Here is a 26,939-nt window from a genome sequence, read left to right as displayed (position 1 = left end):
TCAGCCTCCGTGCTTGATTTGTCGGCTCAGCCTCCGCGCAACTCCGCGAGCTCCCTCATATTCGCCAACCCCTCCTCCTGCGCCTCGTCGAGGAAGCCCGGCAACGGCGCCCGCAGCTCGGGCAGCACCTCGTTGTCGAGCAGCGCTTGCAGATCGGCCTGCCGGTTGCTGCGGCCGGCCAGGTTGTCCAGCTCCTGGATGCCGGAATCGGTTGCGTAGTCGTACAACTCGTGGTGGACGGGGCGTGAGGTGTCGATGTCCATGGTGCCGGGCTTCCAGTACGTGTACATGGCGAGCTTGGCCTCGGGCGTACGGACGGCGACGATGTGGCTGGGCGCCGACGTCGGGATGTTCGTCGGAGGTCCGGTGGGGCCGAAAAACTTCTGCGCCAGCGGTGATTTCATCAACGCGGCCATCTCTTCGACCGACATGTCGTCGGTGGCGTGCGCGATCCAGGGCCGACCCGGCGCGCCGGCGTCGGCCGCAATGGCGGCGATGTCGCCGCGACCGGCCAGGTAGGTGTAGCGGGAATCGGAGCGCCACCCCACGCCGCCGTGGGCGATCGTCAGCAGCAGCGGCGCCAGGTCGGCGGTGGAAGTGAGCTGCGTCCGCGTTTCGCCCGCCGTGGGGGTGAGGTGGCCGAACGGATCCCGGATGTAGAGCGGCACCCGGATGCTCTCCTCGTAGACCGCCGCGCCTTTACCGCGCAGTCCGTGAGAGCCGGCGTATTCGCCGTGGTCCGAGGTGAAGACCACGATGGTGTTGTTGTCGACCTCGGGTCTGGCGGACAGGGTGTCGAGCACCCGGCCGATCTGGGTGTCCACCTGCTGCTGCAACCACAGGTACATGTCCAGACACCGTGCCCACTGCGCCGCGGCGTCAGGGTCGGTGTAGTCCATCGCCCCGGTCATCAACGGTGACATGAAGTTCATGTAGTCGATCTGTAACTGGGGCTTGCCGCGGCGCCGCAGATCTTCGGTCGTCTCGAAGTTCGCCGGCTTCCCGTTGAAGACGTGGGGAACCTTCTCCGGCAGTGGGTTTTTCGGCCACCAACAGATGTCATGCGGGTTGACCAGCGACACCGTCGTGCACCACGGACCCTCGGACGCGCGGGCGTCGAACCACCCGACGAACTGGTCGACGATCGAGGGGTCCTGCTGCAGGCCCTGGTTGGGTGCACCGTTGGGGGACGGGTATGTACCGCCGGAGAAGCCGTGGACGTCCAGGCCGTCGGGGGTGTTGTCGGCCACACTGCCCAGGTGCCACTTGCCCCACCACCAGGTGCGGTAGCCGGCGTCGCGCAGCATCGTCCCCCAGGTCGGAAATCGGACGGCCAGCGTCGACTCGGTGGGCCCCTCACCGGTATACAAACAGCCGGTCTGGTGGGAATACAGCCCGGTCGTCATCACGCCGCGCGACGGCGTGCACATGTTCGACGCGGTGTAGTGCGATCCGAACGCGGTGCTGCGGGCCCGCAGCTTTTCGAGGTTCGGCAGCAGTGCGCCGAGTTGCTGAGTATCGGGAAACCACTGTGGTGCCCGCATCTGGTCAACGATGACGACGAGGATGTTCGGTTGTGCGGCCATCTCGGGGCTGCGCCTCGTGAGCAATTCGTATCCCCCGAAACCCACGGCCGCCGCACCGGCGACAGCCGCCGCGCCGCCCAGGACGGCCCGTCTGCTGAGCTCTGCCATCCCGTCAGCGTATGAGGTCATGCTGAGAGCGGACCCTTTACTGTGGGAAACCGTGACAGCTCACCGAAACGTGGACGCCGACTTCCTGGAGCTGCCCCGGTCCGAGTTGGCTGACGCGGCGTTGTCCGCGGCAGCTGCGGCCGGTGCCGGCTATGCCGATCTGCGGATTCACCGCATCACCACCGAGATCATCCAAATGCGCGACGGCGAACTGGAGATGTCGGTGGTCAACCGCGAGATCGGGCTGGCGGTGCGGGTGATCGTGGACGGTGCGTGGGGTTTCGCCTCCCACGCCGAGCTGGCGCCTGAGGTGGCGGCCCAGACGGCCCGCCGTGCCGTGCAGGTGGCCACGACACTTGCCCCGCTCAATGCCGAGCGCATCGAGCTGGCCGCCGAGCCGGTCTATCGCGATGTGACCTGGGTGTCCGACTACGGCGTCGACCCCTTCGTGGTACCGGCTGCCGACAAGATCGCTCTGCTCGGCGAATACTCGGGCCGGTTGCTGGCCGCCGACGGCGTGGACCATGTCTCGGCGGGGGTGCATGCCGTCAAAGAACAGACCTTCTACGCCGACACCTTCGGCTCCTCGATCACCCAGCAGCGGGTCCGGGTGCTGCCGACGATGGAGGCGGTGGCCGTCGACTCCGCGGCCGGGTCTTTCGAGACCATGCGCACGCTGGCGCCGCCGACGGCGCGAGGCTGGGAAGCGCTGGCCGGTGATGACGTCTGGGACTGGACCTCTGAGCTGGCCGAGCTGCCGACGCTGCTGGCGGAGAAGACCAAGGCGCCGTCGGTGGTCGCCGGCCCCACCGACCTGGTGATCGACCCGTCCAACCTGTGGCTGACCATCCATGAATCGATCGGGCACGCGACCGAATACGACCGGGCCATCGGGTATGAGGCGGCCTACGCCGGGACGTCGTTCGCCACCCCGGACAAGTTGGGCACCATGCGCTACGGCTCACCGGTGATGAACGTGACGGCCGACCGCACCGTCGAATTCGGCTTGGCCACCGTCGGTTTCGACGACGAAGGTGTGCAGGCGCAGAGCTGGGACCTGGTGCGCGACGGCGTGTTCGTGGGTTATCAGCTGGACCGGGTGTTCGCGCCGCGACTGGGGCAGGCACGCTCCAATGGCTGCGCATATGCCGACTCGCCTCACCATGTCCCGATTCAGCGGATGGCCAACGTGTCGCTGCAACCCGGTTCGGAGGATCTCAGCACGCAGGATCTGATCTCGCGGGTGTCTGACGGGATCTACATCGTCGGTGACAAGTCGTGGTCGATTGACATGCAGCGGTACAACTTCCAGTTCACCGGGCAGCGGTTCTACCGGATTCGTGACGGGCGTCTGGACGGACAGCTGCGCGATGTGGCCTACCAGGCCACCACCACCGACTTCTGGGGTGCGATGGAAGCCGTCGGCGGAGCGTCCACTTGGCGGCTCGGTGGGGCATTCAACTGCGGCAAGGCCCAGCCCGGGCAGGTTGCGCCGGTCAGCCACGGCTGCCCGAGTGCGCTGTTCCGCGGCATCAACATACTGAACACCCGGACGGAGGGCGGCCGATGATCGGCGCACAGCAGGTCGTCGACATCGCCTTGGGCGCAGCGGACCCTGGCGCCGAAACCACGGTACTGGTGACCGACCGCGCCGACGCATCACTGCGGTGGGCAGGCAACTCGATGACCACCAACGGCGAGACCGTCAGCCGCACCACCACCGTGATCTCCGTCGTGCGCCGCGGGGACAAGGCGCATGTCGGGTCGGTGCGCTCGGCTGAAGTGGATCCGGCGGTGATCCCCGAGCTGGTGGCTGCTGCCGAGCGTGCCGCGCTGGCGTCGCCGGCAGCCCGTGACGCTGCGCCCCCGCTGCCGGGCACCGAGGCGCCCGCCGACTGGGATTCCCCGGTGGTGGGCACCGGGGCGCAGGTGTTCACCGGCATCGCCGGTGATCTGGCCAAGGGCTTTGCCGGTTCCGATCAGCTCTACGGATATGCCCGCCACGTCATGGAGACGACATTCGTGGCCACCTCGACCGGGCTGCGCCGTCGCTACACCCAGCCGACCGGATCGGTGGAGATCAACGCCAAGCGCGATGGCGCCAGTGCCTGGTCCGGGGTGAGCACTCCGGATTTCGTTGATGTGGGTGTTGATTCGATGCTCGACGAATTGTCGTTGAAGCTGGGGTGGGCGCAGCGGACGGTCGAACTTCCGGCCGGCCGCTACGAGACCCTCATGCCGCCGTCGACCGTGGCCGACATGATGATCTACCTGGCCTGGACCATGGACGGCCGAGGAGCCCAGGAAGGCCGCACCGCGTTGTCGGCCCCCGGCGGAACCCGGGTGGGGGAGAAACTCACCGACCTCGGGTTGACGCTGTATTCCGACCCGTTCGCCGATGAGCTGGCCTGCCAGCCGTTTGTCGCCGTACCCAGTTCTTCGGAGCGGGTGTCGGTCTTCGACAACGGCATGGACATCGACCGGGTGGACTGGATTCGCGACGGGGTGGTCAACGCACTGGCCTATCCGCGCGCAGTGTCCGCCGAATACGGCACACCCGTCGCGGTGCCCGCCGACAATCTGCTGATGACCGGTGGTACAACCGAACTGGCCGACATGATCGCCGGCACCGAGCGGGGCCTGCTGCTGAGCACGCTGTGGTATATCCGCGAGGTCGATCCCACCGTGCTGCTGCTGACCGGGCTGACCCGAGACGGTGTCTATCTGATCGAAGACGGTGAGGTGACCGCTGCGGTCAACAACTTCCGGTTCAACGAGAGCCCGCTGGATCTGTTGCGGCGCGCCACTCAAGCCGGGATCAGCGAAGTGACCCTGCCGCGGGAGTGGGGCGACTGGGCCACGCGCGCCTGGATGCCGACACTGCGAATCCCGGATTTTCACATGTCCTCGGTGAGCCAAGCGCAATGAGGTAGGTGTTGATCCAACGGCAATTCACGGTTTACGGCCCGTCGCACTGGGCCGCAATCGCCGTGTTTGTCGTCGGTGCGGTGGCGTTGATCTGGGTGGGGCGCCGCCAGACCGAACACCAATCGCGGGTGTTGGGCCGCATCCTCGGCGGGCTGACGGCTGCGATCTATGTCGCGATGTTGGTGTACACGCTCATCCCGCCCACGATCGAGCGGTCGGTACCACTGCGTTTGACCGACCTGGCGACCGTCGCGGGGGCGTATGCGCTGTGGTCTCAACGACAATGGGCTTTCGTGCTCACCTATTACTGGGGTTTGGTGCTGAGTACACAGGCGCTGATCTCACCGGTGCTCAAGAGCCCGGATTTCCCGCACTACGAATACCTGGCGTTCTGGTCGATCCACCTGCTCGTGGTGTGGGCGGCCATCTATCTGACGTGGGGGCGGGGGATGCGGCCGACCTGGCGCAGCTACCGGCTTGTGGTGCTGGTGACCGCGATATGGGCGGCGGGGACCATGACCTTCAACGCTGTTGCGGGGACCAACTATGGATTCCTCAACGCCAAACCCGCCACCGCCTCGTTGCTCGATCTGATGGGGCCGTGGCCGGTGTATGTCCTGGTGGCCAGCGCTGTGGTGGCGGTGGTGTGGGCGCTGATGACCTGGCCCTGGGAACGGCGGCGACGAAACGCTGCGGGCCGATAAACCTGCCCATCGGCGCCGACGGTGATGGATACTGCCGGTGTGTCTGCCGATCTGCTCAGGGAGTTGACGCGCCTGGTCGCGGTATCGCCACCACAGTTGGCCGATATCAACGCCGCGGTGCGTGAAGTGTGTGCCTCGACGCTGGGGTTGGCGCCCCTTCCGGCCGAGACCAGGGGCGGAGCCGTCGACCCGATGGTGACCGAGTTCGCCGAGCAATTCAGCATCGATGTCAGCGCGATCAACGCCGCGCAGCGGGCGGCCTTCTCCGATCTGCTCGGCGCCGACGTGTTCACCGTGTCGACGCTCATCTACATCGCCGATTTTGTGCCGCGGGTTCAGGCGGGATTGTCGGTGCTGGGCGTGGAGTGGCCCACCGAGTCCGTCGCGTGGGACCACGACACCAATCCGCCCGACTACGTGCTGGACTCCTTTGTGCCCGCGGTGGGACGGATGCGTGCGCTTGACCCGGTGACTTCCGAGATCGTGCGGCTGCGCGGCGCCCGCCAACACAACTGCCGACTGTGCAAATCGTTGCGGGAGGTCGCGGCGTTGGAGGCCGGCGCGACCGAGTCGGACTACGACAGCATCGACCAGTTCGAGCGGTCGAGCCTGTCCGAGCGGCACAAGGCGGCCCTGCGTTACGTCGACGCGTTGATCTGGACTCCGGCCCAGGTGTCCGCTGAGGAACTACGGCAACACTTTTCGCAGGACGAAGCCGTTGAATTGACCCTTGATGTCATGCGCAACGCCTGCAACAAAGTGGCGGTCGCACTCGGGGTCGACGAGGCTCATGTCGACGAGGGAACCGAACAGTACCGGCTCGGTGCCGACGGGCAGCCGGTCTACAGCTGAGCCTTGTACGGACTCGCGAGGTTCGCCGTTTTCTACGTCCGGGTGGTGCGCGTCGCGGATCTACGACCCCGCGGTGGAAACCGACGTCAACAGTTTCAGGGCGTCGTCGACCTCGGACTCGGTCGTGGCCCACGAGCACACGAACCGCACCGTGGGCCGCAGCGTGTCGGGCCGATGGACGGCATAGTGCGGCGTCACCGCGGCGTAGGCGACGGGATCGAGGTCGACGAACACTTCGTTGGCCTCGGTGGGGCAGGCCAGCTTCAGCCCCAGTGCTTCCAGGCCCACACTGAGCCGGGCGGCCATCCGGTTGGCATGGGCGGCGGTCTGCAACCAGAGGCCGTCGTCCAACATCGCCTCGAACTGGGCCGCCACGAACCGCTGCTTGCTGGCCAGGTGACCGATCTGCTTGTGCACGAAGCGGATTCCGTCGAATACTTCCGGGCGGCGCACCAGGATCGCATCACCCATCAGCATGCCGTTCTTGGTACCACCGACGGTGACGATATCGGCATCGGCGATCGCTTCCGATGGTGAGATGTCCAGTGCGGCAATTGCGTTGGCCAGACGGGAGCCGTCGACATGGACCAGCAGTTCGAGGTCGTGTGCGTGATCGACGAAGTCTTTGATCGCCTGCGGCGTCCAGACCCGCCCGTTCTCGGTGGACTGGGTGATGGTAACGATCCGCGGTTGCGAGTGATGCACCGGCCCGCGCCGAGCGACCGCGGCGTCGAGCGCGGCCGGGTCGATCAGGCCATTGTCGCTGGGCAGCTTGGTCAGCGGGGCGCCGGAGAGCCGAACCGGGCCGCCGGCCTCGTCCACGAGCGAATGCGCGACGTCGCTGCACAGGATCTCCTGCCACGGACGCACCGCCGCAGCCAGTGCGATGACGTTGGCCGCGGTGCCGGTGAGCGCGAACAGCACCTCGGCGTCGGGGGCGTCGAAGACGGCCTTGATGGCGTCGGTGGCGCGCCGTGTGGCGGGATCGTTGCCGTAGGACGCGACGGCACCGGCGTTGGCCGTGGCGATCGCCTCGATCATCTTCGGATGTGCGGGGGCGGCGTTGTCGGAGGCGAACGCGTGAGAGGGCACGTCCGCCATGATCCCACCGTCGAGCATTACGTCGAGGTCGCCTTCTTCTTGAGCAGCAGCGCCGGCAACACCGCCGTGACCAGCCAGACCACCACCGTCGCCGCGATCCAGGAGCCGATGCCGCTGATACTGAGCCCGTGGGTGAACACCGAGGCCAGGATCAGTGCAACGAGGGTGGAGACCAGCCCGATGCCACCGAGGAATGCTGACGCGTAGCGGGTGGCCATCTTGAGAAAGAACGGGGACAGGACCGCCTGGGCCACGGAGAAGATCACCACCGCGGTGATGAAACCCCACGCCGACACCGAGACACCGGGAACCAGCCATGCCGCCACCAGCAGACCGATGGCCGATGCGCCCAGGAAGATCGCGATACGCAGCAAAAAGCGGACCATGCGGCGAGCGTAACCGTGGCCGGCGGGTCCAACCCCCTCATGGGCGTGCGTGCCTGCGGCGTGTGGGACCATATTGGGCGCGCAGACGCGCCCGGGGGCGGTAGCTCAGTCGGTTAGAGCCGTGGACTCATAATCCATTGGTCGCGGGTTCGAGCCCCGCCCGCCCCACCGAGAATTTTTGGAAGCAACGTCCAATTTCAGCGGTCTGTCATCAGCCTTCGCGAAACCAGCAACCTCATTAGGGAGGACGCGACACAGCAGCGCCGTCTTTCCCCGGAACCGTTGCCACAACGATTGCGGTACCCATGCGCCAGGCGCGAAACGCTTGGAGTAACTTCAGCCTTCGATTGATCTGGGAGGGCTATCGAATGTTTGGGATGAAGTCTCGGCGCTCGCAAAACACTGAAACAGTCGCCGCTGAAGTTGAGCGTTCCGATCCGCTAGTCGACGCCCTTTGGACCGATGACGCACTCGACTCCGATGATGGAGACGACCTCGACCGGAAACGATTCGCGGATATGGTTGCCGCCCGTATGGACGCGTGCGTGCCTGGTCAGAAGAGCACTGTGTTTGGCCTTGTGGGTCCTTGGGGGAGCGGGAAGACGTCACTCATAAATATGGTTCGGAAGCGTTTGGGCGACGACTGGAAAATTGCAGTATTTTCACCGTGGGCGTCGGACACGGCTGCCGGGTTACAGTTCGAATTCCTTGCTGCCGTTGCATCTCTGCTCGACGGGGAAGACGAGAAATCGCGAAAGGCCAGGGAAAGCCTCAGGAAGTACGCGACTGTGTGCGCTCCGCTGTTGAAGGCGATTCCATATGCGGGCGCGGGCCTCGGCGGAGCTGCTGAGAAGGCGTTGGAGCTTTCTAATCCACCGTGGCACAGACAGTTTGAGGATGTTTCCAAAGTGCTGGCGTCTCTTGGATCAAGAGTGTTGTTGATTGCGGATGATGTTGATCGGCTTGATGCAGACGAACTACTATCCCTACTCAAGGTGGTGCGACTACTTGGCCGATTCCCGAATGTGCATTATCTAATTGCGTACGATCAAGCCACGGTTGTCAGCCTGTTGAGAGGCAAAAATTTGGCGTCTCGATCAACGGAATTTATGGAGAAGATTGTCCAATATCCTTTTGAGGTACCACCAATTGCCGGGGTAATCCAACGAAGACTCTTGACGCAAACGATTATCGAACTAATCGAGGCCCACAAAGTGCGCCTCAATCCGACGCACTCCGATCGCCTCTCTGAATATACCGAGATACTCGGCCACGCGCTGGTAACACCAAGGGCGCATGCACGATTTCGGGAGCAATTATCAGCATATGCAGCGATGTTCCCTCTTCAAGAGGTCGATATCGTCGATTTCATAGCTCTTAGTTTCTTACGGGTCTTTTTCCATAACATTTATGACAGGATTCCTACGTGGAAGACTTCCCTTCAAACCGGTAAAGAGCGGGTGGGTCTCCTAGAAGAGGCTGAAATTGACCAGAAGGAGTGGTTCAATCGGATTCGATCTTCCGTTGATACCGATGAGGATGCCGCGCTCGTACAGCAAGTGTTAAGTGGGCTCTTTCCGGGAATCAAATCAAACAAAATGTACTTTAAGGAACATAAAAAAGCTCTGTCCGATGACGCGTACTTTCAGCGATATTTCGTTTTTGGTATAGCGGAAGATGACGTCGAGGATCAGCTTATTGAAGCGGCGGTTGACTCTATAATAATGGGATCTGAAGCGGTCGATGATGTCAAGAGATACCTCGATATTGTTGACGGTTCGAATAATCAGCGAGCTGCGCTGGCGTACGAAAAGAGCCTGACCTATAGATCTGGACACCTTGTGGAGCCGAGTAAGAACCTGGCCCTTTTTTTGTTTGAGCGAAAATGTAAGTCGAGCGAGGATGAGCCAGCGTTCGATTCGGCGCAGCGGGTGCTTTGGCGCTGGCTTGAAGCGGAAGTGTTCAATGCCCTTTCCGTCGGGGTTCTGGGAGCCTCTGATGTGCTAGGGAGCCTCGAACCGAAAGATGTGCTTCACCTCGTAGTCCGGATATTGCGCGATCGACGCCATACGGAATACCAAAGCGGCGTTGCGCTTCAGGAGTTGGGCCGCTACTACTACCGTCGACTAACGACTGATCTGGTCGGCCTACTTGATTCTGGATTAGATCTAAATACACTTGTTTCTGTCGTGGTATTTCTAAGCGATAAAGAGAATTTTTACAGCATCGGCGACAAGCTATTAAATGCAGATTCCGCTTCGCTCTTGAGCCGAGTCGTACCGGCGATGGTGACTGTGAACAAGTGGCAAGGCAAAGATGGTGTCTCGCCAGAACTGGCCTTTAACGGCGATACGCTTTTCCAATTATTCAGTAACGAAGCAACCATTCGCCTTGCAGCAAGTTTCCCCGACGCTCCCTGGCTTTCGCAGATCAACAAGGAAGACACGTCACCTAACAACCGCGTTGACTTCGCGCGCGCCTCGATCAGGTCGATCGCCGAAGGTATCCCTCGCGGGTAGCGCGGCTGTCGAGAAAGACTGACCGTCGGGACTTATATTCCATTGGTCGCGGGTTGTCACGGCTTCGAGCCCCGCCGCCCCACTTCAGGCTGACTGATCATGAGTCGGTTCTTTCTCATCGATCGCAAGCCTCTGGCTAGTCAGGGCTGAGAACGAAGACGGCGTCGAGGCATGCGGCAACGCGGCAACCAAGGCGAGCTGGTTGTCGAGGATCTCTTCGCAGGCGGTTTCGAGGTGTTCCTTGCGTCGCCATGCGGCCCATTTCGCTTGTGCTACTGCGCTGTAGCCGGCGAGGTGTGGTCCGACGTCTTCGAGGTTGACACCGCGGTGTCTGGCGACGGCCCGGGCTGCGCCGAGGAGCTCGGCGGAATTGTTTCCGGCTCGGGCGAGCGCAACGATGTCAACGTAGTCGTGCCAGCGGGTACAGGTGATGCCGCGTTCGAGTATGGTGACACCCTTTTCGGCGATGGTCGTTTCGGGCGCGTAGCCGAGCAGCGTGATCGGCTCGCCAAGGATTCGAGGTTACCTGTCGGGGCGGCGGAACGATGGGGTCTCCGGTGGACACATCCCAGGCCGCGTTGCCCTTCCATGGTCCGATCGACACCGCGACTCGCATGCGTAGCGGCAACAACGCCGAGGTGGTGGTCTGGTGACACGACGCACCGGAGGGGTCCGGTTGAGTCGGTTCATCACCAAGAATTGGTCCGCCGCTTTACGGCTTCTGATGGCAATGAGATCATCGGCGACACCGAATTGAGTTGCAATTCATCAGGCCCGATCGTGAGTTTCAGCCCAGTCATCCGCGCGGCGCAGGGAAGCTACTCGACGTTGTTCGACTGCGAGCCGCCCGAGGCGTTGCCTGTCGCTGCGCGCGTAGAGGGCAGCGATGGCGGCTGGCGCGTCGGTTTCGTTGTCCCCCAGGGACGGTCGATGGGCCAAATCTAGAATTGTCTGTTCCGGTGTGGTCACCAGCACGGGTCCTAGCTCGGACTCGATTCGCTCTACGTCCAGTGCGGTGATGTCGCGTTTGACGAACCGCACCGTTGCTGGTCGATCAGACAGTGCTATCGGCCGGTGCTGTCGTGGCACCGCCACGATCGCAGTGGCCAAGGCACGAGGGATCGCACCATGGAGGCGCGCGGCGCTGACGCCCATGACGGCAATGTTGTCGAAGCCGAAAATCGCCGCGGCGACGCCCGCCGACGCTGATTCCAGGCTCGGCATCCATTGTCGACCCGCCATTTCCGGCGGCTTGACGACGTAATAGCCATCAGCGAGCCGATGGAGGACTCCGTTTCGTTCCAGGCGGGCCAGCTGCGCTCGAGGATGCTGGTACACAGCCGCGGCGTGCCGGGGCCGGATCGTTTTCAGTGGGGCTAGCGCGAGGGCGGGCGGGAGCGGAGTGCTTCGGCGCAGCGCCATGGTCACCTCTTGAGTATGCATTTCGTAGTCCCCAAGAGTACGAAATGCATACTGGCCGCCTCAACCCTGTCCTGGCTGATGGTGTTTCGGTAACGTTTGCGAAAATACTTCACCCAGTACCACAGATGTTCTGCGCCGAATGTGACTTCGTTGTTTCCCTGGAATTGGCCACCATGCGTCCAAGGGGGAGTTTCGAATGCGCTTTGTGACAACCACGATCGCCATTGCCACCACCTGTGTCCTGGCCGCGGGCTGCGGCGGGAAGGCTGAAGAGCAAGCGGCTGAGACGACGACCAACAACAAACCGATGATCACATCGTTCGCCCCGGTACCGCTCGCGGTGAAAATCCTGCCCCGGCTGGTGCTTTCGCCCGAGCAGATCAACGCGGCGATGGCGGCACAGGGGATGGTGGTCACGGATACCAGCTCCAAAATGTCCGATGACAGTTCGACGATGGAGCCTCGAGAGTGCCTCGCCGTCGACGGTGCCGCGCAGGCCGTGACCTATGCCGACAGCGGGTTCACCGACGAGCATGAGGTGACGTTGCGGGATCCCGAAACCTCCGCGCATTACGCCCATCAGGCCGTGGTGTTGTTCGCCAACGCCGACCAGGCCAAGGCGTTTTACGCCGCGTCGGCGCGGCAGTGGCCGGCCTGTAAGCACTACACCCACACGCAAACCGGCTCACTGTGGGATGCGGGACCCATCTCCGACGAAAACGGTGTCCTGAGCACCGTCGCCACGCAGTCAAACGCCAAGGAAGGCGGCTGGGCCTGCGGCCGAGCGTTGACGGCGAACAACAACGTCGTGGTCGACATAAACACGTGTAGCGCCAACCCGGCGGACTCTGCTGTCAAGATTGCTCAGCAGATTTCCGCACGGGTTGACGCTCCACCGCAACGGCCGTAGGCGGAAGGTGTGAAGGTGCCATACACCTTCCGCCAGGGTCAGAACCAGACTTTTCGGCCGCCCACCGGACGACCAACGGCCCCGAGAATCCACAGGATGATGCCGATCACCACGAGGATCCCGCCGATCGTGTAAAGGATCGAGATACCGGCGAAATAGCCGATCAACAGGAGGATGATGCCGAGCACGATCATGGTCAGTCCGATCGACGTAGGAACAATATGGGTTTGTCGCCACCAGTAATTGCCATATCCGTCGATACTCAAACCTGGGCAGTCAGAAGGCGGGTGCGCCAGGTGGCGGTGGCGGCGGCGGTTCCGGTGGCGGAGGGGGCGCCGGGGCCGGCAGCGTTATCGGCGGGAGTCCCGGGATCAGGATGACGTTGTCGGCCGGCGGCGGCGCTCCAGGCGGGGGTGGGGGCGCCTGTGGAGGTGGAATGTAGACCGGCGGAGGCACATACCCGGTGCTGGTGTTGATCGTGACGATCGATCCGGGAATCGTCTTGCCGCTCGGGGTGGTTCCGACCACCGAGCCTTTCGATGCAGAGTTGTTGACGGGTGTGGGTTTCTCGGCTACCTGGAAACCGGAGTCCTGCAGGCGTTTACGTGCCTCGTCGAACTTGAGGCCGGTGACACTGGGCACGTGGCTTCCCGGACCGCCATCGACGTAGCGCGGGTCGGTAGGCGGCATGGCAACAGGTCCGAAGTGCTCCGCGATGGGACTCATTGCCGCGTACCACGTCAGCGCCGGTTCGGTTCCGCCGTACAGGTCGCCCTCACCGCAGGTGCGCAACGGATATGAGCACAGTCCCGACGGTGACGAGGAATCGTCGAAGATGTAGTTCGCGGCGGCGTACCGGTTGGTGAACCCGACGAACGCCGACGAACGATGGGCTTCGGTGGTGCCTGTCTTGCCCGACATCGGCAGTTTCCAGCCGACGGAACTGGCTGCCCCGGCGGCGGTTCCGCTCGAATGGTCTTTACCCAGTGCGTTGGCCAACGTGTTCGCCAACCCTTCGGGCACGGCCTGATCGCAGGGCACTGTTTCCACGCTCACTTCGCGGCCGTCGCGATCGAAGATCTTGTCGATCGGGCTTGGCGGGCACCAGGTGCCGCCCGACGCCAGTGTCGCCCCGACGTTCGCGAGTTCGAGTGCGTTGAGCTCGAGCGGGCCGAGCGTGAACGAACCCATGTTCTGTCGCTTGACGTACTCGACGATGCTCTCGTCGGAATCGGGGTGGTAGTCGCGGGCGCTGCCCGGCTCGGCGTAAGACCTCAACCCCAACCGGACCGCCATGTCCACCGCCCGGGGCACACCGATCTGCGAGATCAGTTTGGCGAACGCGGTATTGGGGGATTGGGCCAAGGCGTCGGTGACGCTCAGCGATCCGGGGAAACCGTGCGCGTTACGCACACACCAGGTCTCCTTCGGGCATCCCGGAGTGTCACTGCTGCCCAACCCTTTACCCATGAAGGTGCCCGGGACGGTGAGTTGGGTGTTGATGCCCATCCCCATGTCGAGCGCGGCGGCCGTGGTGAAGATTTTGAAGATGGAACCTGCGCCGTCACCGGCCAGGGAGAACGGTTGTGGTTGCACCGTCTCGTTGTTGTCGAGGTTGAGGCCGTACCGGCGGCTGTCGGCCATCGCGACCAGGCGGTGCGTGTCTTTGCCCGGGGTGATCACGCTCATCACGCTTGCCACACCGTTGGCGTCGGGGTCGGCATACTTCTCGACCGCCGTCTGGACGCTGTCCTGCACCGTGGGATCCAGCGTGGTGCGGATCAGGTAGCCGTTGCGGGCGACGTCCTCCATGGTGAGGCCCGCCCGGGCCAGGTACTGCAGCACGTATTCACAGAAGAACGCGCGATCGCCGGCGGCGATGCATCCTTGCGGCAGCGGATCGGCCTGCGGCAGCACGCCCAACGGCGCGGCTTTGGCGGCCCGCAGTTCCTCGGCACGGTCGGGCAGATAGTCGATCAAGGTGTCGAGCACGACGTTGCGTCGCGCCAGGGCGCCATCGGGGTTCGTGTACGGGTTCAGAGTGGTCGTGGACCGCACGACGCCGGCGAGCAGGGCCGCCTGCGGCCAGGTGAGATCTGCGGCGTCGACACCGAAGTAGGTGCGTGCCGCATCCTGAACGCCGAATGCGCCGTTGCCGAACGACACCAAATTCAGGTATCTGGCCAGCATCTCGCTCTTGGGCAGTGTCTTGTCCATCGCCAGTGCGATGCGGATCTCCCGCAGTTTGCGTGCGGGGCTGACTTCCACCGCGGCCCGGCGTTCGGCATCGGACTTCGCCTTCACCAACAGGTTGTAGTTCTTGACATACTGCTGCTCGATGGTCGACCCGCCGCGCACCTGATCGACACCGCGCAGATAGCCGATGAGCCCGTTCAAAGTCCCCTGTACGTCCACGCCGTTGTGTTCGGCGAAACGTTTGTCCTCGACCGAGACGATCGCCAGTTTCATGGTGTCGGCGATCCGATCGCTGGGCACCACCCATCGACGCTGTTCGTAGAGCCAGGCGATCGGCGCGCCCGAGGTGTCGACCATGGTCGTGACGATCGGCGCATCACCCTTGAGTACCTCTGCCGAATCCTGTGCCACCGTGTCGGACAGGCGCGCAGACATGACTCCGATACCGCCGACGATCGGGAACATCAGTGTGGCCGCGAGCAATCCGGCCAGCACACAGTGCATTGCCAGCTTGGCAACTGTAGACCTCGACCTCGGGGGCGGGCCGGACATGTGATCAAGCGTAGGACCGGTTCCGGGTCACGGTGGGCAAATCGCACGCAACTCGTTGGCCGGGTTGGTATCTCGGCGCGGCCGAGGTGGTGTGAACGAATCGAATCACCAATTCCGGCAACGACATTCGCGTTCGGTCGGGAAACTTTCCGAAGCGGGCGAGGCTAACGTTCGCCGCGGCTGCAGTTGGGGTCGGCCGGTTTGGTGGGCCAGGTGCAGACGTCGATGTAGGTGGTGTTGGCGTACCCGCCACCGTCGAACACCCCGTAGGCGTCACCGTGCGTACCGGTGTAGGTGGCCCCGCCACCCCTGTTGCCGCCCGAGCTGACGACCGTGGTGACCGCCCAACCCTTGTCCTGCAGGGCCGTCTTGTATGCGGCCATCGCGTCGTGCGGCGCTCCGTTGACCTGGTAATGCAGGTGGATACCGCCGTCGCCGACATCATCGGGCCCGCGGGTCTGCTGCACCTCGGCCGGCGTCGGCAACAGCGAGGCCAGGGATGCGTCGGCCGCCGGCGGGGCCGTCGTGGTGGCTTCAGCGTTGTCGGTCGCCGGGCTGCATGCCGAGGCGGCCAAGCCGATCGCCAGTGTCGCGATGAGGCAGGCTGTGGTGTGGTTCGTCATCGGCATCCCCGTTCTTTCTCGCCGCACGCTACCAACGCCAGCAAAGCGCAATGGCGGTTATCGACACGCCCAGAAGCCACGTCATTCCTAACGCAAGGAGTTCGATGCCCCCCGGTCACCCGGGTGTCGCCGTCGGGCAAGCATCGGTTCATATGCGACTTCAACCATGTGTGGGCTCGATGGAGACGACGACAGGGAGACCGGGATGATTCGCAAGCGGTACGTGGTGACGGCGGCGCTGGTATGCACAGCGGCGCTGGCCGCGGCGTGTGGTGGCAGCAAGGACGAAGCGGCGCTGCCGTTGCTCGACCCCGTCGCCACTGGCACGCTGTCCGAGCACGGGGGTGCGACCCGGGCGGGGGACGACCGCAGCGCACTGATTGCCGACTCGATCAAGAACACCGGCGCCCGCAACGTCATCCTGTTGATCGGCGACGGCATGGGGGATTCGGAGATCACCGTGGCCCGCAACTACGCGCATGGTGCAGGCGGCGCGTTCTCGGGTCTGGACGCCTTTCCGCTGACCGGTCAGTACACCCACTACTCGCTGGACAAGAATGGCAAGCCGACATACGTGACCGACTCCGCGGCCAGCGGATCGGCCTGGGCCACGGGCACCAAGACCTACAACGGCGCGATCTCGGTGGACATCGATGGCAAGGACCAGAAGACGCTGCTGCAGATCGCCAAGGAGGCCGGTAAGGCCACCGGTGACATCAGCACCGCCGAGATCCAGGACGCCACCCTGGCCGTGCAGTTCGCGCACGTCACCACACGGAAGTGTTACGGGCCTGACGAGACCAGCCAGAAGTGCCCGACCAACGCCCTGGAGAACGGTGGGCGCGGGTCGATCACCGAACAACTGCTCACCACGCGGGCTGACATCGTGATGGGCGGTGGCGCCGAAACCTTCCAGCAGGTCGCCAAAGCCGGTGAGTACCAAGGCAAGACGCTGGAGGTCCAGGCCAAGGAGCGTGGCTTCACCATCGTGCGCACCGCCGACGAACTCGACCAGGCGGGCAAGGCCGACCAGGACGCGCCGCTGCTCGGCCTGTTCGCCGACGGCAACATGCCCACCCGCTGGAGCGGTCCCGTCGCCAGCAAGGGTGGATACCTGGAGCCGGCTGCCGAGTGCCGGGACAACCCGGACCGCACGGCCGAGGTGCCGACCCTGGCGGCCATGACCAAGAAATCGATCGACCTGCTCAAGGGCAATGGCAACGGCTTCTTCCTACAGGTGGAAGGCGCGTCGATCGACAAGCAGGACCATGCCGCCAACCCGTGCGGCCAGATCGGCGAGACCGTCGACCTCGACGAGGCCGCCAAGGTGGCCCTCGATTTCGCCAAGGAGAACAAGGACACCCTGGTCATCGTCACCGCCGACCACGCGCACAGCAGCCAGGTCGTGGAGTCCATGAGCGTCGACGACGTCCGCGACGCGGCCGCTGAGGCCAAGCTGCCCTTCGAGGTCACCCGTGAGGCCATCTACCCAGGCCTGACGCGGGTGCTGCGCGGCAAGGACGGCCAGGACCTGACCGTCTCGTACGGCACCTCGGACAACCTCGACGCGATGGACCAGGGGCACACCGGATCCCAGTTGCGCATTGCCGCCTACGGTCCCGGCGCGGCCAACGTCGTCGGCCTGAGTGATCAGACCGACCTGTTCTTCACCATGTCCCGCGCGTTGGGACTCAACCAGAACTGAGCCGTCAGGAGTTGGACCGCGTCAGCGCCTGGGCCACCACACCACGTGCCGGGCGTTGGCGCACCAACTGTGGCCACCAGAACCAGCGGCCCATCAGCGCCGCGATCGACGGTGTCATGAACGAGCGGATCACCAGGGTGTCGAACAACAGGCCGAGCCCGATCGTCGAACCCACCTGCGCCACCACGGTCATCTCACTGACCACCATCGACATCATCGTGAAGGCGAACACCAACCCGGCCGCGGTCACCACCGATCCGCTGCCGCCCATGGCCCGGATGATGCCGGTGTTGATGCCGGCGGGCAGCTCTTCCTTGAGCCGCGCCACCAGGAGCAGGTTGTAATCCGCGCCGACCGCCAGCAGCACGATCACCGCCATCGCCATCACCATGAAGTGCAGCTCGATGCCGATCAGGTGCTGCCACACCAGGATCGACAACCCGAATGACGTGCCCAGGGACACCAGCACGGTGCCCACGATCACCGCGGCGGCCACCAGGCTGCGGGTGATGATCAGCATGATGATGAAGATCAGGCACAACGCCGAGATCCCGGCGATGATCAGGTCGTAGTTGTTGCCTTCCTGCATGTCCTTGAAGGCCGAGGCGGTACCGCCCATGTAGATCTTCGAGCCCTGCCAAGGGGTGCCCTTCATGGCTTCCTTGGCGGCCAGTTTGATGTTGTCGATGATCCCGATGCCTTCGGGCGTCAACGGGTCACCCTCGTGGGAGATGATGAACCGCACGGCTTTTCCGTCGGGCGAGATGAAGCTCTTCATACCGCGTTTGAAGTCGGGGTTGTTGAAGGTCTCCGGCGGCAGATAGAAGCTGTCGTCGTTCTTGGAGTCGTTGAACGCCGTACCCATCGCCGTCTGGCCGTCCTGCATCTCGGCCATCTGATCCTGCAGACCCTTCTGGGTCTGGTACATGGTCAGCATCATCGTCTTCATGTTCCGCATGATCTTGATCTGCGGCTGCATCATCGAGGCCATCTGCGGCATCAGTTCGTCGAGCATGTGCATGTCGGGCATCAATTGCTGGATGCTCTCGGTCATCGTGTCGACACCGTCGAGTCCGTCGAACACCGAGCGCATCGACGCGCACATCGGAATGTTGTAGCAGTGCGGTTCCCAGTACAGGTAGTTGCGCAGGGGGCGCAGGAAGTCGTCGAAATCGGAGATGTGGTCCCGTAATTCGGCGACGTCGAGAACCATCTGGTCCATCTTCCCGACCATGTTGTGGGTGATGGCGGTCATTTCCTCCATCAGCTCGATCATCCGATCCATCGTGTTGATGGTCGTCTGCATCTCGTCGGCCTGCAGCAGCATGTCGTCGACGCGGTCGCTGAGGTACTTGCGGTTCATGGTCTGCATGACCCCACCCATGCTCATCTGCGCGGGGATCGTGCTGAACTCCAGCGGCTCACCCTGCGGGCGGGTGATGGCCTGCACACTGCCGACACCGGGCACCTCGAAGACGCGTTTGGCGATCCGGTCGATGACCAGGAAGTCGGCCGAGTTGCGCACGTCGTGGTCGGTTTCGATGAGCAGCAACTCGGGGTTCATCTTCGCCGCCGAGAAGTGCCGGTCGGCCGCGGCGTAACCCTCCTGCGCCGGCAGATCCTGGGGCAGGTAGTTGCGGTCGTTGTAGTTGGTGCGGTAGCCCGGCAGCGTGAGCAGGCCGACCAATGACAGCAGGATGGTGCCCAGCAGCACCGGACCCGGCCAGCGCACCACGAACGCACCGAGCCGCCGCCAGCCCCGGATACGCATGGCGCGCTTGGGTTCGAGCACCTTGCCGAACCGGCTGGCCACGGTGATGATCGCGGGGCCCAGGGTCAATGCGGCCAGGACCGTGACCGTCATGCCCACGGCCATCGGAACACCCAGGGTCTGGAAATAGGGCAGCCGGGTGAAGTGCAGACACAACGTGGCGCCGGCGATCGTCATGCCGGAACCGAGCACGACGTGCGCCGTGCCGTGGAACATCGTGTAATACGCCTGTTCTCGGTCCTCGCCGACGGAGCGGGCCTCTTGATATCGCCCGATCAAGAAGATCGCGTAGTCGGTGGACGCGGCGATGGCCAGGGTGACCAGAAGCTGCGTCGCGAATGTGGATAGACCGATCAGTTCGTGGTAGCCCAGGAACGCCACCACCCCACGCGCCGCCGAGAGCTCGATGACCACCATCAGCAGCACTAGGATCACCGTGACGATCGACCGGTAGACCAGCAGCAGCATGGTGATGATGACGAGGAAGGTGACGGCCTCGATGATCTTGACGCTGCGATCACCGGAGATCTGCTGATCGGCGGCCAGCGCGGTGGGCCCGGTGACGTACACCTTGAGCCCGGGCGGCGGGGTCAGCTCCTTGATCAGCTGCTGGACGGCCTCCACCGACTCGTTGGCCAGCGACTCACCCATGTTGCCGGCCAGATAGACCTGGACGTAGGTGGCTTTTCCGTCGTTACTCTGCGCGCCGGCCTCGGTCAGCGGGTCACCCCAGAAATCCTGGACGTGCTCGACATGCTTCTTGTCGGCTTCCAGTCGGTCGACCATGTCGTTGTAGAACCGGTGGGCGTCGTCGCCGAGCTTGGCCCCGTCCCCTTGGGCCTCCAGCACGATCATCGCCGAACTGTCCGAGTGGAATTCGTCGAACACCTTGCCGACACGCTTCATCGCGATGACCGACGGCGCGTCGTCGGGGCTCATCGACACCGAGCGCATCTGGCCGACCACCTCGAGCGAGGGGACGGTGGCGCTCATGAACGCCAACAGGGCGATCCAGCCGACAATCACCGGAATGGCGAATCGACGGATCCATCGAGCAACCCCCGTGTGGGGGGCTCTGGAATCGGCCATCAGGAACCCTTGGTGGTCGGGCGGGAGAGCGCGACGTAGCCGTCAGGCAGTGTGCGCAGCCTTCCCTTACTACGTCGTGTCGTCCCCCGTCTTACCAGACGGACCGGCACAACGGTCCGTCAGCCCGCCGTAGCAGGCACTTTCGTACCGTAGTTCACACGCCGACGGGCTCGGCGTCCGCGACACGACCCAACCGCCAGCGGCCCTCACCCAGCAGTTCGAGGTGGAGCGTGTGATGACGATGGACCGTGGTGCGGTGGGTGACGCTGACCAATACCGTTTCGGGGAGCTCGCGGCGCACCAGGCTGTAGATCATGAACTCCAGCGGCTCGTCGAGCGCCGAGGTGGCCTCGTCGAGGAACACCACCTTCGGCCTGGTCAACAGCACCCGGGCGAACCCCACGCGCTGCTGCTCGCCGGGCGAGAGCACCTTGGCCCAGTCGCCGTCCTCGTCGAGCCGATCGACATAGCGCGGAAGCGCAACCGCCAGCAGGGCGTCTTTCACGGCCTGGTCGGACAGCTGCCCGGGCTCGTGCGGATAGGACACCACGGTCCGCAGATCGCCCAACGGCACGTAGGGAACCTGGGACAGATACAACGTCTCGTCGGCACCCTGCGGGCACCGCACCGTGCCCGACGCGTACGGCCACAGCTGGGCGATGCTGCGCAGCAACGTCGTCTTGCCTGCGCCGGACTTTCCGGTGACGATCATCGCCTCACCCGCGGCCAGGTGCAGGCTCAGATCGTCGATCAACTGCTCACCCGCGGGGTTGCGGACCTCGACTTCGCCGAGTTCGACCAGGCTCTCGCTGTCCGCATCGAGATCGGTGACATCTACCTTGGGCAGTTGCCGGCTCTGCTCATCGGCGGCGACGAGCCCGTGCAAGCGGATGATCGAGGCCCGGTAACCGGCGAACGTGTCATAGGAATTGCGGAAGAACGACAGCGCATCCTGGATCGCGCCGAACGCGGCCACCGACTGGTTGACCGCACCGAGCTGGATCTGACCGGCGAACAACCGCGGTGCCTGCAGGATCCAGGGCAACGGAATGATGATGTGGTTCATCGACAGGTTCCAGCCGGTGAAGGCCATGGTCCGGTTGATGAAGTGCTTGTAGTTGGCGACCACGGCGGCGAATCGGTCGCGCAGATGTGAGCGTTCGACCTTCTCGCCGCGGTAGAGCGCCACGGATTCGGCGGCATCGCGCAGCCGCACCAGTGCGTAGCGGAAGGCGGCGTTGAACTTCTCGTTGTTGAACGACAGGTGGATCAACGGGCGGCCGAGTGCGAACGCGATCACCGTGGCGAATGCGACGTAGACGAACACCGACCAGAACATCGCCCGCGGAATCTGCACGCCGAACACATCGAGATCGCCCGACAGATTCCACAGGATCGACGTGAACGAGACGACCGAGACGATCGACGAGATGGCGCCGAACGGCAGGGTCCCGTTGCTGGTCTGGTGCGGGGTGTTGGGCTGGGGACCGGACAGCGCGGTGAACACGTCGATGTCGGACTGGATGCGCTGATCGGGGTTGTCGATGGTCTGGTCGATGAACCGCGAGCGGTAGTAGGCGCGGCCGTCGAGCCAGTCTCCGGTGAGCCGGTCGGTCAGCCAGGCCCGCCAGGCCAGCATGAACCGCTGGGTCATGACCAGGTCGATCAGCACCCGGGCGACCAGGATCGCGGCCAGCACCATGAAGGTGAACAGCGCGATCCAAAAGCCCCGAATACCCGAGCTTCTCACCTCGTCGTTGCCGGTGGCCAGGCCCTCCACGGCAACCTGGGCAGACGTGAACAGGTCGTTGCCCTGATAGCTGAACAACACCGACAGGCGGACGCCCAGAATCACCGACAGCAGCATCGCGGCCAGGGTCAGCCACGGCTTCACGCTGTGGCGCCCGGTGAAATAGGCGCCCGTGACCGCCCAGAACTGCCGGCCCCAGGTGGTGTACCGGGCAAGCAGGGTCAGGACGGCCAGGGTGCAGATCGCCGTGATGGTCCAGGCCTGGGCCAGCCACCACAGCGAGTGCAACAGCTCGGCACTCCAGTCGATCGACGGTGAGAAAGGTTTCAGGTCGTTCACCTGGGCCCCCTGATCTGCCGACGCGTCTGCGTGAAGCTACCGCAGGACGTGGCCTCCCGGCCGGACGCGCGGCGAACGCCGAGATTGAAGCCAGGGACAGAATCCGCTCCGGATTTGTCTCCTCAGAGCAATTTCGAGGACGGCCCAGGGCGGCTTGTCGGCGAATCGGCGCGCCAAAAGCGGCATGTATAGGTAACGTCGCATGCGTCGTATCCGTACTAAATCGGCAAGGAAACCCGTTGGTTCTCTACGAATTTCGTTGTGATTCCGGTTGCGGCGTGACGAAAAGGCTGTATCCGATGAGTTCCCGTCCCGACGCCATCGACTGCCCGGACTGTCGGGGCCAGGCCCGGAGGACCATCGCTTCGCCGAACCTGGGTCGTGGCGGCTCGACCCCCATGGCGCTTCAGGATGCGACGCGCGCGACTGCCGATCGTCCCGCGGTGGTGGCCGGACCACCACCGGGCGGCCGACGGCAGAAGGTCACCACCAATCCGCTTCATCAAAAGTTGCCCCGTCCCTGAAGGAGGATCGATGCCCGAGGTTGTCTTCCCGCTCGACTCGACCAAGAAGTTCACCGATCAGGAGAAGCTCGGCCACAACCGGTGGCATCCCGACATCCCGGCCGCGGTGACGGTCAAACAGGGCGACTCGTTCCGGGTGCACTGTCGCGAGTGGTTCGACGGCGCGATCGTCAACGACGATTCCGCCGACGACATCCTCAACGCGCCGCTGACCACCGTGCACGTGCTGTCCGGCCCGATCGCGGTCGAGGGCGCAAAGCCCGGTGACCTGCTGATCGTCGACATTCTCGACGTCGGCCCGATCCCGCAAGAGGATTCCGGACCGCTGGCCGGCCAGGGGTGGGGTTACACGGGCATCTTCCCGAGGCTCAACGGCGGCGGGTTCCTCACCGATCAATTCCCCGACGCCTACAAGGCGATCTGGGACTTCTCCGGGCAGAAGGCGACGTCTCGGCACGTGCCGCACGTGGAGTTCACCGGCATCGTGCACCCCGGTCTGATGGGCACCGCACCGTCGACCGGGCTGCTGGCCAAGTGGAACACCCGCGAGGCGGCGCTGATCGCCACCGACCCCGACCGGGTCCCGCCGCTGGCGCTTCCGCCGGAGCCGCGTGACGCGATCCTCGGTGGCCTGACCGGGGAGGCCTTCACCAAAGCCGCCGGCGAGGCGGCCCGCACCGCCCCACCGCGCGAGAACGGTGGCAATCAGGACATCAAGAACCTCACCAAGGGCAGCCGGGTGTTCTACCCGGTGTATGTCGACGGCGCCAACCTCTCGGTCGGCGACCTGCATTTCTCCCAGGGAGACGGCGAGATCACCTTCTGCGGAGCCATCGAGATGGGCGGCTTCATCGATCTGCGCGTCGACGTCATCCCCGGCGGCATGGAGACCTACGGGGTGAGCGAGAACGCCATCTTCATGCCCGGCAACACCGATCCGCAGTACTCGGAGTGGCTGGCGTTCTCCGGCACCTCGGTGACCCTTGACGGGGAGCAGCGTTACCTCGACTCCCACCTGTCCTATCAGCGGGCCTGCCTGCACGCGATCGACTATCTGACGAAATTCGGATACAGCCCCGAGCAGGCCTACCTGCTGCTGGGCGCCGCGCCGATCGAAGGCAGGTTGTCCGGCGTCGTCGACATCCCGAATGCCTGTGCGACGGTGTACATTCCGACCGCCATCTTCGATTTCCCGGTCGCGCCCTCGGCTTCCGGGCCGGTGCAGATCGACCCGGGCATCGGGGCACCGCACTCGTCGTTCGGCTGACGTCGCGGGGCGTCGGGTCGGGCGGACCGGGCCGGAGTCGAACTATCCTCGTCACCGAGATCAGTCGGACTCCAGATGTGCGCGCCTTGTCGGGGGCTTGGTGCCACCGGAAAGGATCGTGAAATGACCCCGCCTCCCGGTGCCTCGCGCCTCGGCACCCGGTTCGGACCGTACGAACTGAAGTCGCTGATCGGTGTCGGTGGCATGGGGGAGGTCTTCCGGGCCTACGACACGGTCAAGGAACGCATGGTGGCGGTCAAATTACTGCGCACCGAGATCGCCGCCGACCCGAGCTTCCAGGAGCGGTTCCGGCGGGAGTCCCGGGTGGCGGCGCGGCTGCAGGAACCGCACGTGATCCCGGTGCACGATTTCGGCGAGATCGACGGAGTGCTGTTCATCGACATGCGCCTGGTCGAGGGCGCCAGCGTCAAGGAGCTGTTGCGGACCAACGGCCCGCTGGATCCGTCGCGCGCCACCTCGATCGTGGGTCAGGTGGCCGCGGCGTTGGACGCCGCGCACGCCGACGGCCTGGTGCACCGCGACATCAAGCCGGAGAACGTGCTGCTGACGGCCGACGACTTCGCCTACCTCGTCGATTTCGGCATCGCCCACATCGGCGGTGAGGCCAGCGTGACGATGACGGGCGTGCTGATCGGGTCCAGCGCCTATATGGCGCCCGAGCGGTTCTCCGGCGGCACGGTCGGACCGGCCGCCGATGTCTATGCACTCACCTGTCTGCTCTACGAAATGCTGGTCGGACGGCCGCCGTTCGAGACCGGTGACCTGCGCCAATTGATGAGCGCGCACATGTTCTCCCCGCCGCCGCGGCCCAGCATCATGCGCCGCGGCATACCGCGCGCGTTCGACGACGTGGTGGCCAAGGGCATGGCCAAGGACGCCGGGCACCGCTATGGCAGCGCGGGGGAGTTGGCCAAGGCGGCCCGGGCCGCCTTGACCCCCGGTGCGGCGCCGGCGGTGGAGAGTGCACCGGTTCTACCGGCCGCCCCCGCGGTGACACCCCGGCCCACGCCACCGCCCCGCGCAGTGCCGCCGGCTCAACCGCCGGGTACTCGCGAATTCTCGTCGATCTACCCCAACCCCGACCACACCGGCTACACCCCGTACCCGCCCACACCGCCGCAGGCCCCGGCACCGGTACGCAAATCGGCGGGCAAACCGCGGCTCAGCCGCGCCCAGCTCACCCTGATCCTGGTGTCGGTGGTGCTGCTCGGCATCGCCGCGGTGCTGGCGGCCTTTTTGGCCAGCGGAGGCGACGGTGCCTCGACGCGGGAGACGCTCAGCCCGCCGAACCCACCGAGCGAAACCTCTGCGGCGCCGACCACGACCTCGAGCGGGTCGGCGACGGCCGGTGTCAGCGGCACCGATGAGCAGGGTTTCGTCGGCCACACCGCGCGCTGCCCCGAAGGCAGTACCCCGGCGGCGGTGATCCGTACCGAATCCTCATTGGCGGTGATCTGTCAGAACGGTCCGGACAGTTTCTCCTACCGCGGCGAGCGGCTCAGCGACGGTGCGAACTTGCAGATTCCGACCGCCCAGCGCTCGGGTGACGGCTTCGTGGCGGTCAATCCGGCCGACGGCGCGCGCTACGAGGTGGGCCCTGACGGGCTGACCATCAGCAGCTATGGGCATGTCGACTCGTCTGAGCCGCCGCTGGCGTACGGCGAGCGCTGACATTGTCCGAATTCGAAAATCGCGCTGGTAACCGATCCCTTTAGGCTGGAACCGAACGCAACGGGACAGGGGACGCAGATGAAGGTAGTGCTCGGCTATGACGGGTCGCTCGCGGCCAATGCGGCGATCAGCAATGGCGCCGTGCTGTTCCCGGCGGCCGAGGCGGTCGTCGTCTATCTGTGCACACCGCCGTTCGGCAGCAAAGGGTTGCGTGCCCGGTTGCGCCACTCGGCGCGCAACGTCGACGAGCTGATCGATCTCGTGGACACCGAAAGCGATCACGAGGCCGCCCGAGTGGTCGAGACCGGCGTGACCCTGGCCCGCGCCGCCGGTTGGCAAGGTGAGGCACTGGTCAAACGCACCTGGGCGGGGGAGGGCCTGGGGCTGGCCCAGGTGGCCGAGCAGATCGCACCCGACGTCCTGATCGTCGGTGCCCGCGGGCTCGGCGCGGCCGACTCGAAGCTGGGCAGCGTGTCAGATCTGGTGGTACACCACTCATCTCGCCCGGTGCTCGTGGTGTCGCAGACCATGATCACCGCCGAGTACGACGCGGTGGCCCATGGTCCCGTGGTGGTCGGCGTCGACGGCTCCGCCGGTTCCGATCACGCGCTGGCGGTGGCCCGAGGCCTGTTCACCGACCGCGAGGTGATCGCGGTGGCCGTCCAAGACGGCACCGACGACGGCACCGAGGACAGTGCGGTCGAGGGGGCACAACGGGTGCCCCGGTTCCGCGGGTCCGGCGCCGGAGCCACCGCCGACGCTCTCGTGGCTTTCGCCGACGAACAGCGGGCCGCCGTGGTGGCGGTGGGTTCACGGGGCCGGTCCGGGCTGAAGAAGGTACTGCTGGGCAGCGTGGCGAGCACGACGCTGCAACGCACCTACCGGCCCGTGCTGGTGGTGCCGGGCGGTTAGTGC

21 protein-coding genes and 1 tRNA gene are annotated in these 26,939 nt (G+C 64.6%); 12 read left to right on the top strand and 10 right to left on the bottom strand.

The genetic code is table 11. The features are described 5' to 3' along the window. Positions 1-26: 26 nt before the first annotated feature. Positions 27-1,694: a sulfatase-like hydrolase/transferase gene (locus tag A5740_RS05235; protein ID WP_076192029.1), complete on the bottom strand. Its 1,668-nt coding sequence runs from the start codon at positions 1,692-1,694 to the stop codon at positions 27-29. A gap of 52 nt (positions 1,695-1,746) precedes the next feature. On the opposite strand from A5740_RS05235, the gene A5740_RS05230 reads away from it, so the two are divergent. The 4 genes from A5740_RS05230 to A5740_RS05215 are packed head-to-tail and all read left to right on the top strand — an operon-like array spanning position 1,747 to position 6,178. Beyond that, positions 1,747-3,264, top strand: a complete 1,518-nt coding sequence (locus A5740_RS05230) for a TldD/PmbA family protein (RefSeq protein ID WP_076192028.1) — start codon at positions 1,747-1,749, stop codon at positions 3,262-3,264. Then, positions 3,261-4,622, top strand: a complete 1,362-nt coding sequence (locus A5740_RS05225; RefSeq protein WP_076192026.1) for a metallopeptidase TldD-related protein — start codon at positions 3,261-3,263, stop codon at positions 4,620-4,622. Before A5740_RS05230 ends, A5740_RS05225 begins: the two co-directional genes overlap by 4 nt. Before the next feature lie 5 nt (positions 4,623-4,627). Next, complete coding sequence (locus A5740_RS05220) at positions 4,628-5,326, top strand: TIGR02206 family membrane protein (RefSeq protein ID WP_076192024.1); 699 nt, start codon at positions 4,628-4,630, stop codon at positions 5,324-5,326. Between the two features lie 24 nt (positions 5,327-5,350). After that, positions 5,351-6,178 (top strand): carboxymuconolactone decarboxylase family protein, encoded by an 828-nt coding sequence (locus tag A5740_RS05215; RefSeq protein WP_076192023.1) that lies wholly within the window; start codon positions 5,351-5,353, stop codon positions 6,176-6,178. A 60-nt stretch (positions 6,179-6,238) separates the two neighbouring features. Here A5740_RS05215 and A5740_RS05210 read toward each other — a convergent pair whose 3' ends face one another. Together A5740_RS05210 and A5740_RS05205 are read right to left on the bottom strand one after the other, a co-directional pair. Beyond that, entirely contained in the window at positions 6,239-7,279 is a 1,041-nt protein-coding gene (locus A5740_RS05210) for a low specificity L-threonine aldolase (protein WP_139334940.1), read from the bottom strand. A gap of 17 nt (positions 7,280-7,296) precedes the next feature. Further along, entirely contained in the window at positions 7,297-7,665 is a 369-nt protein-coding gene (locus tag A5740_RS05205) for a phage holin family protein (RefSeq protein ID WP_076192021.1), read from the bottom strand. 94 nt (positions 7,666-7,759) lie between these two features. Between A5740_RS05205 and A5740_RS05200 the strand changes: the two genes are divergently transcribed. Next, positions 7,760-7,833: transfer RNA gene (locus A5740_RS05200), tRNA-Ile, on the top strand. A 209-nt stretch (positions 7,834-8,042) separates the two neighbouring features. Further along, positions 8,043-10,184 (top strand): P-loop NTPase fold protein, encoded by a 2,142-nt coding sequence (locus tag A5740_RS05195; RefSeq protein WP_175616165.1) that lies wholly within the window; start codon positions 8,043-8,045, stop codon positions 10,182-10,184. 84 nt (positions 10,185-10,268) lie between these two features. On the opposite strand, the gene A5740_RS05190 is transcribed toward A5740_RS05195, so the two are convergent. Both A5740_RS05190 and A5740_RS05185 read right to left on the bottom strand, forming a co-directional pair. After that, entirely contained in the window at positions 10,269-10,631 is a 363-nt protein-coding gene (locus A5740_RS05190) for a hypothetical protein (RefSeq protein ID WP_254849084.1), read from the bottom strand. 321 nt (positions 10,632-10,952) lie between these two features. Then, positions 10,953-11,606 (bottom strand): type IV toxin-antitoxin system AbiEi family antitoxin, encoded by a 654-nt coding sequence (locus A5740_RS05185; protein ID WP_076192255.1) that lies wholly within the window; start codon positions 11,604-11,606, stop codon positions 10,953-10,955. A 196-nt stretch (positions 11,607-11,802) separates the two neighbouring features. On the opposite strand from A5740_RS05185, the gene A5740_RS05180 reads away from it, so the two are divergent. Continuing rightward, a complete protein-coding gene (locus A5740_RS05180) occupies positions 11,803-12,516 on the top strand; it encodes a sensor domain-containing protein (RefSeq protein WP_076192018.1) in 714 nt (237 codons plus the stop codon). 38 nt (positions 12,517-12,554) lie between these two features. Here the strand turns inward: A5740_RS05180 and A5740_RS28195 are convergent, their stop codons facing one another. From A5740_RS28195 to A5740_RS05170, 3 genes are all read right to left on the bottom strand, one after another. Then, positions 12,555-12,710, bottom strand: coding sequence for a hypothetical protein (locus A5740_RS28195; protein ID WP_003879572.1), 156 nt, complete (start codon positions 12,708-12,710; stop codon positions 12,555-12,557). Positions 12,711-12,792: 82 nt separating this feature from the next. Beyond that, positions 12,793-15,264, bottom strand: a complete 2,472-nt coding sequence (gene ponA2, locus A5740_RS05175; protein ID WP_076192016.1) for a transglycosylase/D,D-transpeptidase PonA2 — start codon at positions 15,262-15,264, stop codon at positions 12,793-12,795. A gap of 164 nt (positions 15,265-15,428) precedes the next feature. After that, the gene (locus tag A5740_RS05170) at positions 15,429-15,887 is read right to left on the bottom strand and encodes a hypothetical protein (protein WP_254849074.1); all 459 of its coding nucleotides are present in this window, start codon (positions 15,885-15,887) and stop codon (positions 15,429-15,431) included. Between the two features lie 205 nt (positions 15,888-16,092). Between A5740_RS05170 and phoA the strand changes: the two genes are divergently transcribed. Further along, entirely contained in the window at positions 16,093-17,592 is a 1,500-nt protein-coding gene (gene phoA, locus A5740_RS05165) for an alkaline phosphatase (protein WP_076192253.1), read from the top strand. A gap of 4 nt (positions 17,593-17,596) precedes the next feature. Here the strand turns inward: phoA and A5740_RS05160 are convergent, their stop codons facing one another. Together A5740_RS05160 and A5740_RS05155 are read right to left on the bottom strand one after the other, a co-directional pair. Next, entirely contained in the window at positions 17,597-20,452 is a 2,856-nt protein-coding gene (locus A5740_RS05160) for an RND family transporter (RefSeq protein ID WP_076192013.1), read from the bottom strand. A 154-nt stretch (positions 20,453-20,606) separates the two neighbouring features. Next, positions 20,607-22,541 carry an ABC transporter ATP-binding protein/permease gene (locus A5740_RS05155; RefSeq protein WP_076192011.1) on the bottom strand — a complete coding sequence of 645 codons (1,935 nt, stop codon included), beginning with the start codon at positions 22,539-22,541 and terminating at the stop codon, positions 20,607-20,609. A gap of 299 nt (positions 22,542-22,840) precedes the next feature. Between A5740_RS05155 and A5740_RS05150 the strand changes: the two genes are divergently transcribed. The 4 genes from A5740_RS05150 to A5740_RS05135 all read left to right on the top strand — a co-directional run bounded on the left by A5740_RS05150 (position 22,841) and on the right by A5740_RS05135 (position 26,936). Continuing rightward, positions 22,841-23,065 (top strand): zinc ribbon domain-containing protein, encoded by a 225-nt coding sequence (locus tag A5740_RS05150; RefSeq protein WP_371454716.1) that lies wholly within the window; start codon positions 22,841-22,843, stop codon positions 23,063-23,065. 10 nt (positions 23,066-23,075) lie between these two features. Next, complete coding sequence (gene fmdA / locus A5740_RS05145) at positions 23,076-24,332, top strand: formamidase (protein WP_076192009.1); 1,257 nt, start codon at positions 23,076-23,078, stop codon at positions 24,330-24,332. 123 nt (positions 24,333-24,455) lie between these two features. After that, positions 24,456-26,024: a serine/threonine-protein kinase gene (locus tag A5740_RS05140; RefSeq protein ID WP_076192007.1), complete on the top strand. Its 1,569-nt coding sequence runs from the start codon at positions 24,456-24,458 to the stop codon at positions 26,022-26,024. Between the two features lie 78 nt (positions 26,025-26,102). Further along, positions 26,103-26,936 carry a universal stress protein gene (locus A5740_RS05135; RefSeq protein ID WP_076192005.1) on the top strand — a complete coding sequence of 278 codons (834 nt, stop codon included), beginning with the start codon at positions 26,103-26,105 and terminating at the stop codon, positions 26,934-26,936. The last annotated feature ends 3 nt before the right edge of the window (positions 26,937-26,939 follow it).

Source organism: Mycobacterium sp. GA-1841 (genome assembly GCF_001954135.1).
Taxonomy (GTDB): Bacteria; Actinomycetota; Actinomycetes; order Mycobacteriales; family Mycobacteriaceae; genus Mycobacterium.
The sequence above is the reverse complement of the archived record's forward strand: the minus strand, read 5'-3'. Positions and strand labels throughout refer to the sequence as shown.

What these genes read in the sequence shown, in the direction of transcription:
- A5740_RS05235 (WP_076192029.1), bottom strand. Translation starts at nt 1,694, where the DNA reads ATGGCAGAGCTCAGCAGACGGGCCGTCCTGGGCGGCGCGGCGGCTGTC.
- A5740_RS05225 (WP_076192026.1), top strand. Translation starts at nt 3,261, where the DNA reads ATGATCGGCGCACAGCAGGTCGTCGACATCGCCTTGGGCGCAGCGGAC.
- A5740_RS05215 (WP_076192023.1), top strand. Translation starts at nt 5,351, where the DNA reads ATGGATACTGCCGGTGTGTCTGCCGATCTGCTCAGGGAGTTGACGCGC.
- A5740_RS05210 (WP_139334940.1), bottom strand. Translation starts at nt 7,279, where the DNA reads ATGGCGGACGTGCCCTCTCACGCGTTCGCCTCCGACAACGCCGCCCCC.
- A5740_RS05205 (WP_076192021.1), bottom strand. Translation starts at nt 7,665, where the DNA reads ATGGTCCGCTTTTTGCTGCGTATCGCGATCTTCCTGGGCGCATCGGCC.
- A5740_RS05195 (WP_175616165.1), top strand. Translation starts at nt 8,043, where the DNA reads ATGAAGTCTCGGCGCTCGCAAAACACTGAAACAGTCGCCGCTGAAGTT.
- A5740_RS05185 (WP_076192255.1), bottom strand. Translation starts at nt 11,606, where the DNA reads ATGGCGCTGCGCCGAAGCACTCCGCTCCCGCCCGCCCTCGCGCTAGCC.
- A5740_RS05180 (WP_076192018.1), top strand. Translation starts at nt 11,803, where the DNA reads ATGCGCTTTGTGACAACCACGATCGCCATTGCCACCACCTGTGTCCTG.
- A5740_RS28195 (WP_003879572.1), bottom strand. Translation starts at nt 12,710, where the DNA reads ATGATCGTGCTCGGCATCATCCTCCTGTTGATCGGCTATTTCGCCGGT.
- ponA2 (WP_076192016.1), bottom strand. Translation starts at nt 15,264, where the DNA reads ATGTCCGGCCCGCCCCCGAGGTCGAGGTCTACAGTTGCCAAGCTGGCA.
- A5740_RS05170 (WP_254849074.1), bottom strand. Translation starts at nt 15,887, where the DNA reads ATGACGAACCACACCACAGCCTGCCTCATCGCGACACTGGCGATCGGC.
- phoA (WP_076192253.1), top strand. Translation starts at nt 16,093, where the DNA reads ATGATTCGCAAGCGGTACGTGGTGACGGCGGCGCTGGTATGCACAGCG.
- A5740_RS05160 (WP_076192013.1), bottom strand. Translation starts at nt 20,452, where the DNA reads ATGGCCGATTCCAGAGCCCCCCACACGGGGGTTGCTCGATGGATCCGT.
- A5740_RS05150 (WP_371454716.1), top strand. Translation starts at nt 22,841, where the DNA reads ATGAGTTCCCGTCCCGACGCCATCGACTGCCCGGACTGTCGGGGCCAG.
- fmdA (WP_076192009.1), top strand. Translation starts at nt 23,076, where the DNA reads ATGCCCGAGGTTGTCTTCCCGCTCGACTCGACCAAGAAGTTCACCGAT.
- A5740_RS05140 (WP_076192007.1), top strand. Translation starts at nt 24,456, where the DNA reads ATGACCCCGCCTCCCGGTGCCTCGCGCCTCGGCACCCGGTTCGGACCG.
- A5740_RS05135 (WP_076192005.1), top strand. Translation starts at nt 26,103, where the DNA reads ATGAAGGTAGTGCTCGGCTATGACGGGTCGCTCGCGGCCAATGCGGCG.